This is a genomic window from Bacillus sp. MT(2024) (genome assembly GCF_036362845.1).
GTDB lineage: Bacteria > Bacillota > Bacilli > Bacillales > Bacillaceae > Bacillus > Bacillus velezensis.
In genome coordinates this window covers 535,062-549,835 of record NZ_CP143632.1, presented here as the reverse complement: position 1 = coordinate 549,835, position 14,774 = coordinate 535,062, and the positions used below count along the sequence as shown (strand labels likewise).

The window sequence follows — 14,774 nt, the reverse complement described above, 5'->3', positions numbered from 1 at the left end:
TTCACTCCTTTTTTGCTTTCTCCGGTTTTGTTGTTAAGGCGAAAAAAGCGATGGAACCGATAACGGATGTCGTGAACATAATTGCCCCCATCGGCACGGCCGTCGCTTCATTCATCCCCACAAGCGGCGACACGATGGAACCGAGAAGAAGCGGAAGCATGCCGAGCAGTGCGCTTGCGCTTCCCGCGCGGTGTCCCTGCTTTTCCATCGCCAATGTAAAGGTGCTTGTCAGCGTCATGCCGATCGTAATCATATAAATAAAAATGGAAATCACCAGTGCCGCAAGCGGCCCGTGAATGATCGTCATGACGAGCAGAACGGCAGTCGCCGTCATCGCTGTAATCACGCCGATTCTCAGCAGGCTTTTTTCGTGAATGATCCCGCCGAAACGGCCGATGATAAAGCTTCCGGTAATGATCGCCAGACCGTTTATGCCGAATAAAACACTGAATACCTGAGGCGATACTCCGTAAATATCCTGATACACGAAAGGCGTTCCGGAGACATACGCAAAGCTCCCGCCGTGAATAAAACCGACCGTCAGCGCATAGCCGATAAATGACCGATCCTTCAGCAGGCTTCCCATTGTCCGCACGGAATTTCCGATGGAGCTCGGAATCCGCTTTTCCGGCGGCAGGGTTTCTGTCAGCTTGAGCGCAATGATGAGAACAAGCAAAAACCCGATAAAGGTTAAAAACAGAAAAATCGTATGCCATGATGCAAACGGAAGCAATAAAATCGCACCTCCCGTCATCGGCGCCACCATCGGCGCGACGGCGGTAATGACCATCAGCAGCGAGAAAAATTTAGAAAGTTCTCTTCCCGTAAACACATCTCTGACGATTGCACGGGATAAAACGAGTCCCGCCGAAGCGGTGAATCCTTGAAGAAAACGGGCAATCACCAGTGTTGCAATGTTCGGTGCAAGCGCGCAAAACAGAGAAAACAAAGCAAATAAAAAAATACATAGCAATAACGGTTTTCTTCTTCCCTTCGCGTCACTTAACGGGCCGACAACAACCTGTCCGATTGTCAGTCCGATCAGACAAGCGGTTAAACTGAGCTGGACAAGCGAAGCGCGGGCGCTTAAATCTTCGGCGATTTCAGGGAAGCTCGGCAGATACATATCTATATTGAGCGGCCCCAGTATCGCAAGCATTCCGAGTAGAAAAGCCAGCGCAAGCCGCTCCTTACCGGTCGGATTATGCAGCATATCGTTCCCACCTTTCCTTTGTCAATCTCTCAAAACATTTGTATATTGTATCATAATTTTTTCTTTATTTTTAAAAGTTTTCAAAGGGCATAAAAAAAACCAAGGGCTGTAACAGCCCTTGGTTCCGGGTCACGCGGTAAAAGGTTTTACGCGTGTTTTTCTTTAAATGCTTTTGCGTATTGATCAGCCGCTATAATGGCATCCGCCACGTCGTCAGCCGTCACGTCAAAAGCGGCATGAATCGTTTCTTCTTCAATCGTCGCGGCTTCTGCCACTTTCATAATGTCCTCTTTAGATGCGTCTTTCAATTTGATGTCTTCAAGTGTGATAGGCAGCCCTAAGCTGATATAAAACGCGATATACCGCTCAATTTCCTCAAGCGAACGTTTTTCCAGCGCCAATTGAACGAGCGTGCCGAATGCCACTTTTTCACCGTGGGTCAAGTGATGGATTTCACCTTCAAGCGCGGTAAATCCATTATGAATGGCATGTGCCGCAGCTAAGCCGCCGCTTTCAAATCCCAGTCCGCTCAGAAGTGTATTGGCTTCAACCACCGCTTCCAATGCGGGCGTAACGGCTTTCGCTTTCACAGACTCATAAGCGAGACGGCCGTATTTGAATAATACCGCTTCACATTTTTCCGCGATAGCCTCTCCGGCGATTGTCGGAATTCCGCCTGCCATCGTTTTACCGCCATTGGCGATGACACTGCGCGCCTCTATCCACGTCGCCATCGCATCGGCAATCCCTGATGCTAAAAAGCGCGGCGGAGCTTCCGCGACGATTTTCGTATCGACCAGAACCAAGTCAGGATTCTTATGATAAAAACGATAGTTTTCGAACGCGCCTTGTTCAGAATACACGACAGACAGCCCGCTTGTCGGAGCATCCGTTGAAGCGGCCGTCGGCACGATAACGGTGTAGCCGTTTATTTCATCTGATACGGCTTTGGCCGTATCAAGCGTTTTACCGCCGCCGACTCCGATGACAATAGTCGCCCCTGCTTTTTCTGCGATGCCGGCAATTCTTTTCATTTCTTCCTGGGAGGCTTCGCCGTTGAAAACCGCCTCTTCAGAAGAAATATTGCTTTTCTTTAATTCAGCCGTCACTTTATGGCCCGCGATATCCCATACGGTTTTGTCCGCGATGACGACGGCTTTTTCACCAACACCCTCCAGATGTCCGCCGATTGTTTCAATGGCGTTTTTTCCCTGCACGTATTTGGCCGGACTGATAAAAATCCGTTCCAATGTCATCATCCCTTCTTCGTTGTCTCTCATTACATTTCTCTTATTGATAGAGCAGAAATGAAAACTCTTCTGATATCATTCCTCGTTTTGGTTTGATTCAAACCTCATATACACTGCAGAAAAATCAATTTTCACGGCATTGACAAGATGTGAAGGTGTCTATATAATCTTCGATATTGAAGCTGATCATTCTTTACTGAATGAACAAACGAGATTGTGAATGATTCGTCTTAAAAATTATTTAGTTCTGCTGGATAATTTTTGAGGCGTTTTTGTTTTTTATATATTTTTGACTGCGGAGGAGGTTTGCATATGAAGAACATTTGCAAGGATATACTGATGATTATGGCCGGAGCCTTTCTTATCGCGGCGTCCGTGGAATTTTTCGTCATCCCGAATCATTTAGGGGACGGCAGCACCGTGGGAATCGCTCTCGTTTTATATTATCTTTTCCATATACCTGCAAGTATTACGACTCTGGTTGTAAATCTGATTTTTATCGGGTTGGCTTATAAATTTTTAACGAAAAAAACGATTTTATACACGATACTCGGTACGGGAATGACTTCTGTTTTTCTCAGCATCGTCAGCTTTATTCCATTCGGCGTGCACGACATGGTGCTCGGGATCGTATTCGGCGCTCTGCTGATGGGAGCGGGGCTGGCATTGATCTTTATCGCTGACGGATCTACCGGCGGGACCACGCTTTTGGCGTATTTATTGAATTACACAAAGGGCTTTAACATCTCCAAAAGCATGTTTTATATGGATTGTGTCATCATTTTCGCATCCGTTTTAGCGATCGGAATCAATCATATGCTGTATACGTTTATATTCGTTTATCTGTGCGCCAAAATCGTCGATATTGTCATTGAGGGTTTCCATAATAAAAAAGCCCTCACCATTATGTCTGACCAATACGAAGAAATCGCCAAAGCCATCACCTCCGAGTACGGCAACGCGGCGACGATTTTTTACGGATACGGGTATTACGGCAGCAAAGACAAGCGCATTATCTATGTTGTCATTAAAAAGAACGAATTGCTGAAAATCAAAAAACATGTTCAAAAAATTGATCCGAAATCATTTATCGTTATTCATGAAGTAAAAGAAGCTGTCGGAGGGCAATTCGGGTTTACAAACCTGCCCGCCGCCGCAAATGAAAAATAACCGCCTGCAGTGTATAGCTGCAGGCTTTTTTTATTCGGCTCTTCCCCGCTCAAAGGTTTTTTATATCTTTCAATCGAAGTAGTAAATGAAACCTTTTTTGATGGAGGAACATAAAAAAATGAATATCAAAACTGAAAGGCTCGTAATTCGGACATTTGAACCGGAAGATTGGCAGGATGTCTATGCGTACACCTCAAATCCGAGTGTCATGAAATATATACCAGAGGGTGTCTTTACCGAAGAAGATGCCAGGAAATTCGTTACTGAAAACAGCGGTGAACATGCCGGGAAGTTTCCCGTTTTATTGAAGGATGAGAAAACGGTCATTGGCCACATTGTTTTTTTTCAGTATTTTGGCGATCATACGTATGAAATCGGCTGGGTGTTTCACCCGGAATACCAGGGCAAAGGATATGCTTCAGAGGCGGCGCGCGCCGTGCTGGCATTCGGGTTTAACAAGATGAAATTACACCGGATCATTGCGACATGTCAGCCGGAAAACATGGCTTCGCACCGGGTGATGGAAAAGATCGGGATGAGGCGGGAAGGCTTTTTTAAAAAATGCATCCCCCATGATAATGAATGGTGGGATGAATATTATTATGCCGTTTTAGAAGAAGAGTGGGAAGCCTCCAATCTGGAATAAAAAGGATTATACCCTTTGCTTTTACAGATAAGTGTGTGCTACACTGTTCGTAACAAATACGAAGGGATGATGGGTGGACAATGATTAACTAATCTTATTTTGACCGTTTGAAATCAAATATTTCAAATCAGAAAAAATAGGATTAGTCTGCCCATTTTCTATACGATACGAGAAAGCTATGTAAAAATAGCTTATTTGATCATGCACAGGTACGGCTAATCCTTCCAAATCAATTGGGAGGATTTTTTTGTCCTCCCTTTAAAGCGAGGGATTGACATATGAAAGAAATGTTAAAGTTAAGCGGCATCAGTTACGAAATCAACAGTGTTCCCCTTTTTGAACAGATCAGCGCGAGTGTTCAGCAAGGCGACATCATCGGCGTTATCGGTAAAAACGGCGCCGGCAAATCTTTATTGCTGCAATTGATCTGCAATCAAAAAGCGCCGTCACAAGGACAGATCCAGATGATGCAAGATGTGAACATATATATGGTGGAACAAGAAACGGAAGCTTATAATTCCGGCCACACGGAGCCTGCGGAGGCAGCCTTGTTAGAAAAGTGGAACGTGCCCGCACGCGCCTTTTCGCAATTAAGCGGCGGAGAAAAATTGAAAGCCCGTCTTGCCAAAGGTTTCTCCTCCTCAAGCGGACTTTTGTTATTAGATGAGCCGACGAACCACCTCGATCAGCACAGTTTAGAAATACTGCTGAATCAGATCAAGAATTACAAAGGCACCATTATTTTTGTTTCGCATGATCGTGCTTTTATAGATGCAGCGGCGACAAAAATCTGGGCCATCGAAGGAAAGAAACTCATTGAGCATAAAGGGAATTATTCAAGCTATATGGAGGTCCGCAAACAGAGAAGGCTGACCCAGCAGCGGGAATATGAGAATCAGCAAAATATGATCAGACGGATTGAAGCTCAAATGAACGAGCTGAGCGCCTGGTCGAAAAAAGCCCACACCCAATCAACGAAAATAGAAGGCTTTAAAGAATACCACCGCGTAAAAGCAAAACGCACGGACGCCCAGATTAAATCAAAGCAGAAGCGTCTTGAAAAAGAGCTTGAAAAAGCGAAAGCAGAACCGGTTGAAGCGGAGTATGAAGTCCGTTTTTCCATTGAGCACCGCAAAAAAGCGGGAAAGCGTTTTTTAGAAGTAAGTGATGTCACAAAGTCATATGACGGCCGAACGCTTTTTAAAAACGTAAATTTCACTGTGATGCACGGTGAAAAGATCGCGATTACAGGCCCGAACGGCAGCGGGAAAACAACATTATTGAAGGTCATCCTCGGGCAGGAAAAAGCGCAGGGCGGCATATGGATTTCTCCGTCTGCAAACGTCGGATATTTAACCCAGGAAGTATTCGACCTTCCGCTTGATAAAACCCCCGAACAGCTTTTTTACAAAGAAACGTTCGAAGCTAGGGGCAATGTGCAATCCCTCATGAAGCATTTAGGATTTACCGCAGCGCAATGGACGGAACCCATCGGCAAGATGAGCATGGGAGAGCGGGTCAAATGCAAGCTGATGGCGTTTATTCTGGAGGAGAAAGATGTGCTGATTCTGGATGAGCCGACAAACCACCTTGATCTGCCGTCACGCGAGCAGCTTGAAGACACTTTGGCCCGATACGACGGAACGCTCATCATCGTATCGCATGATCGCTACTTTGTCGAAAAGACGACGGACATCCGGCTTGATATCTCAAACGGCAGCGTCCGAAAACAATGGAAAGAATCTCCCTCCGTCAGGGATGATGCTGAAGAACTGCGATTAAAGCTTGAAACCGAACGGCAGGAAGTCCTCGGAAAACTCAGCTTCATGACTCCGGCTGATAAACAATATCGTGAGCTTGATCAAAAATTCAAAGAGCTGACGGAAGAAATCAAGAAATTGAAATGAATGTAAAACCCCTGATTGTCACGGGTTTTTTTGGAAAGTTCACGTATCATGAAGAATAATTTCACACTGATTTGTACAACCTACGTTCAGATTTATACGAGAAGGTTCAGAAAGAAAGGTTCAGGTGAACGCAGGATGGCCAAACGCATCGGAATTACGGGAAACATTATGGCTGATCAATCCGGCCCTTTCCCGGGTTATAATCGGGCATATGTCAATAATGATTATATTCAGTCTGTTTCTGAAGCCGGCGGTGTGCCGTTTATATTGCCGGTGATTCAAGAGACGGCGCTTTTAAAGGAACAGGTCTCTCATGTTGACGGCATCATTCTCTCCGGCGGCCAGGATATAGACCCGCTGTTTTACGGCGAAGAACCTTTACAGGCTTTAAGAAAGACCTTTCCTGATCGGGATGCCTACGAGAAGGAGCTGATTCTCACGGCAGTTGCTTTAGAAAAGCCGATTCTGGCCATCTGCCGGGGGATGCATATGTTAAACGTCACTTACGGGGGAACTTTATATCAAGACCTGACACACGCTTCGTTTGCTGACATTAAGCACGATCAAGAAAAAGATCCGCCGTTAAAAACCCATCATGTTTCTTTTGAAAAAGGGACACGTCTCCATTCCTTGTTTGGCGATTCAGCGCGGGTGAATTCATTCCATCACCAGATCATAAAAGAGACGGCGCCTTCGTTTAAAGCCGCGGCTTATGCGAAAGACGGGGCCATTGAAGCGATTGAACGGACGGGTGAATTATTTGTCGTCGGCGTGCAATGGCATCCCGAAATGCTGACAAAAAAGCACGAAGACATGAAAAAGCTTTTTTCTCTGTTCATGAATGCGGTCAGCACATAAAAAAAGCAGATCATAACGATCTGCTTTTTCATTTTATTCTTCCGGTTTCTCCGGTGTTTTGCCTTGTGTCAGCTTATGGCCTTCGATATCCACGTTCGGAATGATTTTATCCAGCCACTTCGGCAAGTACCAGGCCGCATGTCCCATCAGCTTCATGACACTCGGAATGATGGTCATTCTTACAATGAACGCATCGAAAAGAACACCGAAGGTCATTGCCAATCCCATGGATTTGATCGTAGAGTCCCCCGCGAAGATGAATCCCGCAAAGACGAAAATCATGATCAGTCCCGCCGCTGTTACGACAGGTCCGCTATGTTTCAATCCGGCATGGATGGCTTGTACCGGATTTTTTGTTTTGACATATTCTTCTCTCATTCTGCTGACAAGGAATACTTGATAGTCCATCGCCAGCCCGAAAAGAATACCGATGGCTAAAATAGGCAGGAAGGCGAGAATCGGACCTTTTTCCGGAATGCTGAGCAAGCCGGTGAAATTCCCATCCTGCAGAACGAATACCGATAATCCGAGTGTAGCGGTCATCGTCAGCAAAAAGCCGACGACGGCGGCAAGCGGCACGAGAAGCGAGCGGAAAACAACGGTCAGCAATACAAACGCAAACCCGACAATGAGAATGGCGAATTCCGGAATCGCATCATTTAACCGGTCTGAAATATCAATATTCACCGCTGTTGACCCGGTGACGAGCAGGCGGATGCCGTTTTTGTCTGATCGTTTCCGTATATCCTGCACTAACTCTTTCGTTGCCTTATCATTCGGCCCGGTTTCAGGCACTGCCGTAATGATGGCATAATCCCCTTTTTGATTCGGCATGGCAGGTGTGACGCTCGCCACATTGTGCAAGTCCTTTATTTCTTTCACGGCTTCTTGAAATGCTTCACTTTTATTCCCCTTGACTCCTTTTGCATCGGCAACAATTGTCAGCTTGCCGTTAAAGCCTTCGCCGAATCCTTTAGACAACAGATCATAGGCGCGGCGATCCGGGCTGTCTTTCGCTTTCATTCCCGCATTAGGCAGCCCCAGCTCTAAATGCATGGCCGGCAGACTGATGACGGCTAAAAGAATAATACTGAAAATGCTTAACAGAATAGGCTTCTTTGTAACGAAGCGCCCCCAGGCATTCGTGTCGGCGCTTTTCTTTTCTTTCTTCTTGTTTGATTTCGGAATCATCCGTTTTCCTGCGATTGATAACACCGCAGGCACCAGCGTTACTGATGCCAATACAGCCATCAGCACACTGAGCGCCGCAGTCAATCCCATGGCAGACATGAACGGAATGCCGACAACGGTCAATCCGCAAAGCGCGACGACCACGGTCAGTCCCGCAAAAACGACGGCGCTGCCAGCCGTTCCCGCAGCCTTAGCGATCGATTCATTTTTTTGTACACCTTCGCCCAAAAACTGACGATGCTTCGTAAAGATAAACAGCGCATAATCAATCCCGACGGCCAGGCCGATCATTCCGGATAATGAGAGACTGACCGAGGCTATTGTAAAGACCTGTGTTCCGATTAACGTCAGCGCGACGCTTACGCCTAACCCAATCAGGGCTGTGACAATCGGCAGCCCCGCTATGACTAATGAACCAAACGTAATGGCCAGAACGACGAAGGCCAGCACAACGCCGACAATTTCAGAGACACCGCCGACTTCAACACCGGCCCCCGGCACATCGCCGCTGAGCTCCGTCTGCAGGCCCTTGTCTCCGGCGGCGGACAGACTGTGTTTAATATGTGAAACAGACGCATCCGTAATGTCATCCGCCGCTTTTTTGTACGTAATATCGGCATATGCCACTGATCCGTCTTTAGAAATGGTTCCTGTCTCAAAAGGACTTGCAATCGAAGCGACTGAATGATCTGTTTTGATCTTCTTTAATGTCTCTTCAATCGCTTGTTTTTCCGGTTTTGACGTCAATTTCTTCCCGTCTTCAGCTCCGAAAATAACCCGTATGCTTCCTTTATCGGGCCCCTTTGAAAATTCTTTTTGAATGATATCCATCGCCTTTTCAGAAGGTGTGTCGGGAATTGACATATCCTCAGAAAAAGCAGGTTTTAACGAGATGGCGATCACAATCGAAGCGATCAATATCACGAGCCACGCAATGATCATTTTGAATCGGTTGCGGGCAGACCATCCCCCTAATTTATATAAAAAACCAGACATCGAATACTCCTCTCCAATCATTACTTTCTGCCTAATTGTAGTTCACATTCACATAAAAAAAACGTACATAGGGGCATGTACGTTTGGGCAGTTTTTCATTATATATTCAGTTTCAGAATGCCTTTTTGCATGGCAATGGTGACGGCTTCCGTCCGCGAATCAGCGCCTAATTTGTTATAAATCGATGTTAATCTCGCTTTTACCGTCCGCTCTGAGATTCCTAAATCGAAGGCGATCGCTTTGCTTTTATGTCCTTTCGCAACGGCTTGCAGAACTATGATTTCCTTGTCCGTCAGCTGTGTTTCATTGGCATTTGCCCGTTCCATTTTCATTTCCCGGAAACGCCGCAAGATGTCCGGCTGCAGAAGCACTTCTCCCCTCACCGCCGCATCCATCGTATGAAATAAGGTTTCTGAGCTTGTGTCCTTCAGCAGATAACCGTTCGCGCCTGATTCGATGCCTTCTATCATCAGATGATCTTCATTATAGGTCGTCAAAATAATGATCGGCACATCAGAATGCTCTTTTATCTGTTTAATGGCTTCCAGCCCGCTCATTTCCGGCATGTACAGGTCCATGAGAATGACATCGGGCTTTAGTTCCGCTGCAAGGCGGACGGCGGTTTTCCCGTTTTCCGCCTCTCCCGTTATGGTGTAATGGTCATTTGTTTCTATCAAAAGCTTCAGACCTTCTCTGACGACAAGATGGTCATCTGCTATTAACACTTTATACATGTTCCGCTTCTCCTTGAATTGGTATGATGATCTCAATTTGAGTTCCCGCTGATCTGGCGCTTGTTATACGGAAAGTGCCGTTCATCATATTGACGCGTTCTTGTATCCCAAGCAGCCCGTAATGTCCGCTTTTTCTCATTTCTGTTCCGGCATCAAAGCCTCTCCCGTCATCTTTGACGGTTATGCGGATCTGTCCCTCTTCTTCCTGAACGGACACCCAGACATTCTTGGCTTCTGCATGCTTGGCGGCGTTTGTCAGGCCTTCGCCGATCATGTAATGGCAATTCTCCGCCGTATGAACGTCAAGCACATGATGCACGCTGTAATCTAAAAAACAAGACAGCCCGGAGGCTTCTGTAAAATGGTTGATTTGTTCAGTGATGCTTTCTTTTAAGAACCCGATCTCTTCTGATTTGCTGCGAAGGTTGTCAATGGCCGAGCGCGCATCAGCCAATGTGCCCTTCACTCTGTCCATTGACTGGCTGATGATGTCTTTCGCTCTGTCAGTGTTACCCTTTGAAAGATGAACATGCACCGCTTCAAGCTGCATATGCAAGCTGACCAGCCCTTGTGCAAGTGTATCGTGCAAGTCTCTCGCCATCCGCTGCCTTTCGTTTTGAAGCGTCAGCTGTTTCACTTGCCGGTGAGCGAGCTCTAATTTTTCAAGCGTCATCTGTGTTTTGATTTTTTCATCAACTTGCGCGAAAAATGTTGCCGCATATGTGATAATCACGATCATGATGGGAGCGGCGATAACGATGAAACGAAGCAGATGATGCGGATGCTCCTGGTGCAGGGCTGCTATGGACATTAAAATGAAAAGATAGAGTATGAGCAGCGTTTTGCCCTTATCCGCCATTCCGATAATCTGCCCGATTAAAAAGGCATAGAGACCGATGACCGCCGCGATATAGCCGCCGGTCATCAAGTTAGCCGATGTATATATAATAAATCCCTGTATGATGAAATAAAGAAACGTTTTTTTCTTGACCCAGCGATAGGAATGCCAGTGCAGCACGGCAAAAATGACGATCAATATCGTGAATAACAGCAGCAATAAAACCGTCCAGCTTTCATAAATGTACTGCAAAGAGACTGATGCGGCATATACCATAAAAATAAACGCCAGACCGGGCACCCGAAGCGCAAGCATATGCAATGAGCGTCTGTCACGGGAGACATAGTCTTCTTGATGTTTTGTACCAAGCAATCTCTGTCCACTTCCTTTTAGCCGACCGGCCTCACGATGTTTTATTCTATTTGTCATCATACCATAAGTGCCTTCTTCTCACCTTCCCCTTCTGTCCTGCATGACGGGTGAAAGAAAAAACAGCCTGCGGGATTGGTTATATATGGGCTTGCGTTCGGCTCATTGATCGGCCTGTTAAGCGCCAGCCGGATGATCTCGCGGAAGGGAACCAGGTTCGTTGCCCCGATCAGCGTTCTGTTTGATCACTGGGATATTTGTCATCAGCGCAGGTTGTTTTTCCGCTTTCAAAAGCATCGTGTTTGCCGGACTTATCATCTTCGGGATTATGCTTCCTCTTTTTTGATGTACCGTCAGATTTCTTCTCTCTTTTTTCTTATAAACAAAATTTGTAAGACTAGAGCTCTTTTCTCAGGGGAAATTAATTATGTAATTGAGAAGAGGAGGTTTAAAAGACGATTATGGAAAAGCGTGAATTAGCGGCTCACGAGTCGCTTGACTTACATGAAATGATTAACTTCAAGACGCTTTGTGTAGCGAAATCCAAGCTCATGCAAGGACTTGTGTTTAATCAGGACCTGAAAACGTTAATGGAGAAAGATGTTCAGCAAGCCTCTCAAGACCTGGCTGATTTACAGGCGGTTTATGAACGTGCATCTTTTCAGGCTCCTGTTCCTCAAAACCGGCCGACTTCGATCATCAATTGAAAGGAAGGTAAGCATCATTGAATCATGACTATTTAGATCCAATCAATTCATTACACGTCCCTGAACTCGCAGATATGACATTCGCAATGGATTTTCTTTTACGGGCAAAAGAAGGCGTCAGAAATACCGCCGTCGCTTTAACAGAAACCGCTTCACCTGATGTAAGAGCTTTGCTGCGCAAACAGCTCATGCAGGGAATCGCGATGCATCAGGAAATTACAGACTTGATGGTCAGCAAAAAGTGGTTTCATCCGCATGATCTGAGCGAACAGTATAAACTGGATCAGCTCTCTGCGAAAAATACCCTCATGGTCGGAAACATGAACCTGTTTCCCGTTGAAACGAACAGAAAAGGGATGTTTGACCGCACACCTGATGAACACTAACACTGGAGGTATTACAGCATGAAGGCCGTAACGTATCAAGGAGTGAAAAACGTCGTAGTCAAAGACGTGCCTGATCCGAAGATTGAAAAACACGATGACATGATTATAAAAGTCACAAGTACGGCAATTTGCGGATCAGATTTACATTTAATCCACGGACTCATTCCGAACTTGCAGGAAGACTATATTATCGGGCATGAACCGATGGGCATTGTGGAAGAAACCGGTCCCGGCGTGACGAAAGTCAAAAAAGGCGACCGCGTCATTATTCCTTTTAATATCGCCTGCGGAGAATGCACTTATTGTAAAAATCACCTGGAAAGCCAATGTGATCAATCAAATGAAAACGGCGATATGGGCGCTTATTTCGGCTATTCAGGGAGTACCGGCGGCTATCCGGGCGGCCAGGCCGAATATTTGCGCGTCCCTTTTGCGAACTTCACCCATTTTAAAGTCCCCGAAACATGCGAAGAACCGGATGAGAAATTGAGTGTTATTGCCGATGCGATGACAACCGGTTTTTGGAGCGTTGACAATGCCGGCGTAAAAGCAGGCGATACGGTCATCGTTCTCGGCTGCGGGCCCGTGGGCCTTTTCGCTCAAAAATTCTGCTGGTTAAAGGGAGCGAAACGCGTCATAGCCGTAGACTATGTCAACTACCGTCTCCAGCATGCGAAACGGACGAATAAAGTGGAAATCGTGAACTTCGAAGACCACGAAAATACGGGCAGCTACCTGAAGGAAATCACCAAAGGCGGCGCTGATGTGGTTATTGACGCCGTCGGCATGGACGGAAAAATGACAGATCTGGAGTTCCTCGCCAGCGGATTAAAACTTCAAGGCGGGGCCATGAGCGCATTGGTCATCGCGTCCCAAGCGGTGCGAAAAGGCGGAACGATTCAGATTACGGGTGTGTACGGCGGCAGATACAACGGGTTTCCCCTTGGCGATATCATGCAGCGGAACGTCAATATCCGATCAGGACAAGCTCCGGTTATCCATTATATGCCGTATATGTTTGAACTGGTGTCAACCGGCAAAATTGATCCTGGCGATGTTGTAAGCCATGTCATTCCGCTCAGTGAAGCGAAGCACGGCTATGAGATGTTTGACACGAAAACAGATGATTGTATTAAAGTTGTACTCAAACCTTAGAGAACGGAGGCTACAGAAATGGCCAGCGCCTTACATGAATTACTCGAAATTCAGGAGATGGCTTCTTTTAAGTCACTTTGTCTGACGAAATCCAAAACCATGAAAGCGCTCGTATCCGATCCGCAGCTGAAAGAAATCATGCAGCAGGATGCGGATACATCAACAAGGCAATTGCAGGAATTTGCCTCGATTTTATCTGATGCAAAGCACGAATAGGAGATGAATAACGAATGAATCCGATTATGGAATACTTGACGAGGATGGATGCACTGACAGACCAAATTGTCGCTATGGATTTATTGAATTCGGCAAAAAGCGGAGTCAGAAACTATGCGATGGCGGCGACGGAAGCCGGAACGCCTGAAGTGAAAGCGATCCTCACCCGTCACTTAGAAGAAGCCATCGACATGCACGAGCAAATCTCACGCTATATGATGGAAAAAGGCTGGTATCATCCGTGGAACACAGATGAACAAGTCCGGTTTAATTTACAAAATATTGATACGGCGCTCCGCCTGCCCGTCCTATAAATGTTTTGCTGCTGAGACAGCACCTCTGGCTCAAGCTTCAACGAAACAGCTCTGCAGCTTCTCCAGCCTTTCTTCGGGCTGTTATTGGAGCTTGCAGCGGTGAATGCGTGCGTGGCAGCTGCCGGGCGTTCGCAAATAGAGCAGAGAAGGCAGAACAATTTGTTCTGCCTTTTCATTATCTGCCCCATTCGAGCGATTATTCACGTAGCTTGAACTCCCTTAAACGCACTCATCACAAGATCATGCACATAGGAATCATTCACCTCATCACCTGTGATCAACAGGCGATAGAAAATCGGTCCGTAAATGAGATCGATGCTTACTTCAATATCAAGATTCTCTCTTAATTCACCTTTCTGAATTCCCTTTTCCAGAAGGCCTTTCGCTTGGAGGCGGCGGGGCTGGAAAAATCGCGTGCGATATTCTTCCGCCAATTTTGCATCCAGCTGTCCCGCACCGATTAATTCCTTAATAACGGTTCCTTCCCGGCTTGTCAAAAACTTTGCTAAATTCGCGGCGTGGATCAATATATCTTGCACTGTTGATCCTGTATCGGGCACAGGCAGTCTGTCCGTAGCGGTCGAAAGAAAGCTGTCCATGATAACGGCAGCCTTGTTTGACCACCATTTATAAATCGTTGCCTTACTCACTTTGGCACGCTCTGCAATTTTATCGACTGTCACCGCGTCAAAGCCATTTTCCAACAATAGGTCATAGGCAGCAGAAAGAATCGCCTTATGTGTTCCTTCATCACGCGGCCGTCCTCGTTTACTCTGCACATGAATCATTCCTTCCCGAATTATAAACGATACGTTCAGTATACT

General features: G+C 46.3%; 15 protein-coding genes and 1 pseudogene. 10 read left to right on the top strand and 6 right to left on the bottom strand.

Annotated features, from left to right (window positions below):
• Position 1 precedes the first annotated feature (1 nt).
• Positions 2 to 1,213, bottom strand: a complete 1,212-nt coding sequence (locus tag VP472_RS02885) for a Bcr/CflA family efflux MFS transporter (protein ID WP_017419177.1) — start codon at positions 1,211 to 1,213, stop codon at positions 2 to 4.
• A 146-nt stretch (positions 1,214 to 1,359) separates the two neighbouring features.
• Positions 1,360 to 2,493 carry a glycerol dehydrogenase gene (locus tag VP472_RS02880; protein ID WP_077721869.1) on the bottom strand — a complete coding sequence of 378 codons (1,134 nt, stop codon included), beginning with the start codon at positions 2,491 to 2,493 and terminating at the stop codon, positions 1,360 to 1,362.
• Positions 2,494 to 2,775: 282 nt separating this feature from the next.
• On the opposite strand from VP472_RS02880, the gene VP472_RS02875 reads away from it, so the two are divergent.
• From VP472_RS02875 to VP472_RS02860, 4 genes are all read left to right on the top strand, one after another.
• On the top strand, positions 2,776 to 3,633 hold the full coding sequence (locus VP472_RS02875) for a YitT family protein (protein ID WP_003156057.1): 858 nt from the start codon (positions 2,776 to 2,778) through the stop codon (positions 3,631 to 3,633).
• Between the two features lie 118 nt (positions 3,634 to 3,751).
• Positions 3,752 to 4,279 (top strand): GNAT family N-acetyltransferase, encoded by a 528-nt coding sequence (locus tag VP472_RS02870; protein WP_101563142.1) that lies wholly within the window; start codon positions 3,752 to 3,754, stop codon positions 4,277 to 4,279.
• Between the two features lie 278 nt (positions 4,280 to 4,557).
• Complete coding sequence (abc-f, locus tag VP472_RS02865) at positions 4,558 to 6,186, top strand: ribosomal protection-like ABC-F family protein (RefSeq protein WP_146276217.1); 1,629 nt, start codon at positions 4,558 to 4,560, stop codon at positions 6,184 to 6,186.
• A 135-nt stretch (positions 6,187 to 6,321) separates the two neighbouring features.
• The gene (locus VP472_RS02860) at positions 6,322 to 7,044 is read left to right on the top strand and encodes a gamma-glutamyl-gamma-aminobutyrate hydrolase family protein (RefSeq protein ID WP_029326195.1); all 723 of its coding nucleotides are present in this window, start codon (positions 6,322 to 6,324) and stop codon (positions 7,042 to 7,044) included.
• 33 nt (positions 7,045 to 7,077) lie between these two features.
• On the opposite strand, the gene VP472_RS02855 is transcribed toward VP472_RS02860, so the two are convergent.
• The 3 genes from VP472_RS02855 to VP472_RS02845 form a co-directional block, all read right to left on the bottom strand.
• Positions 7,078 to 9,231, bottom strand: coding sequence for an MMPL family transporter (locus VP472_RS02855; protein ID WP_146276215.1), 2,154 nt, complete (start codon positions 9,229 to 9,231; stop codon positions 7,078 to 7,080).
• A gap of 98 nt (positions 9,232 to 9,329) precedes the next feature.
• On the bottom strand, positions 9,330 to 9,965 hold the full coding sequence (locus VP472_RS02850) for a two-component system response regulator YdfI (protein ID WP_003156063.1): 636 nt from the start codon (positions 9,963 to 9,965) through the stop codon (positions 9,330 to 9,332).
• Positions 9,958 to 11,118 (bottom strand): sensor histidine kinase, encoded by a 1,161-nt coding sequence (locus VP472_RS02845; RefSeq protein ID WP_192897772.1) that lies wholly within the window; start codon positions 11,116 to 11,118, stop codon positions 9,958 to 9,960. The genes VP472_RS02850 and VP472_RS02845 overlap by 8 nt, the downstream gene beginning before the upstream one ends.
• Positions 11,119 to 11,633: 515 nt before the next feature.
• On the opposite strand from VP472_RS02845, the gene VP472_RS02840 reads away from it, so the two are divergent.
• The 6 genes and pseudogenes from VP472_RS02840 to VP472_RS20055 form a co-directional block, all read left to right on the top strand.
• On the top strand, positions 11,634 to 11,879 hold the full coding sequence (locus VP472_RS02840) for a spore gernimation protein GerQ (RefSeq protein ID WP_101562767.1): 246 nt from the start codon (positions 11,634 to 11,636) through the stop codon (positions 11,877 to 11,879).
• Positions 11,880 to 11,896: 17 nt separating this feature from the next.
• On the top strand, positions 11,897 to 12,265 hold the full coding sequence (locus VP472_RS02835; RefSeq protein WP_070081429.1) for a spore coat protein: 369 nt from the start codon (positions 11,897 to 11,899) through the stop codon (positions 12,263 to 12,265).
• A gap of 18 nt (positions 12,266 to 12,283) precedes the next feature.
• A complete protein-coding gene (locus tag VP472_RS02830) occupies positions 12,284 to 13,420 on the top strand; it encodes a zinc-dependent alcohol dehydrogenase (RefSeq protein ID WP_003156072.1) in 1,137 nt (378 codons plus the stop codon).
• 18 nt (positions 13,421 to 13,438) lie between these two features.
• Positions 13,439 to 13,636 carry a hypothetical protein gene (locus VP472_RS02825; protein ID WP_003156073.1) on the top strand — a complete coding sequence of 66 codons (198 nt, stop codon included), beginning with the start codon at positions 13,439 to 13,441 and terminating at the stop codon, positions 13,634 to 13,636.
• Between the two features lie 14 nt (positions 13,637 to 13,650).
• Positions 13,651 to 13,950 carry a spore coat protein gene (locus VP472_RS02820; protein ID WP_146276211.1) on the top strand — a complete coding sequence of 100 codons (300 nt, stop codon included), beginning with the start codon at positions 13,651 to 13,653 and terminating at the stop codon, positions 13,948 to 13,950.
• 51 nt (positions 13,951 to 14,001) lie between these two features.
• Positions 14,002 to 14,079: pseudogene (locus tag VP472_RS20055) on the top strand (hypothetical protein); the annotation flags it as partial.
• A gap of 71 nt (positions 14,080 to 14,150) precedes the next feature.
• On the opposite strand, the gene VP472_RS02815 reads toward VP472_RS20055, so the two are convergent.
• Positions 14,151 to 14,729 carry a TetR/AcrR family transcriptional regulator gene (locus tag VP472_RS02815; RefSeq protein ID WP_102422381.1) on the bottom strand — a complete coding sequence of 193 codons (579 nt, stop codon included), beginning with the start codon at positions 14,727 to 14,729 and terminating at the stop codon, positions 14,151 to 14,153.
• Positions 14,730 to 14,774 lie beyond the last annotated feature (45 nt).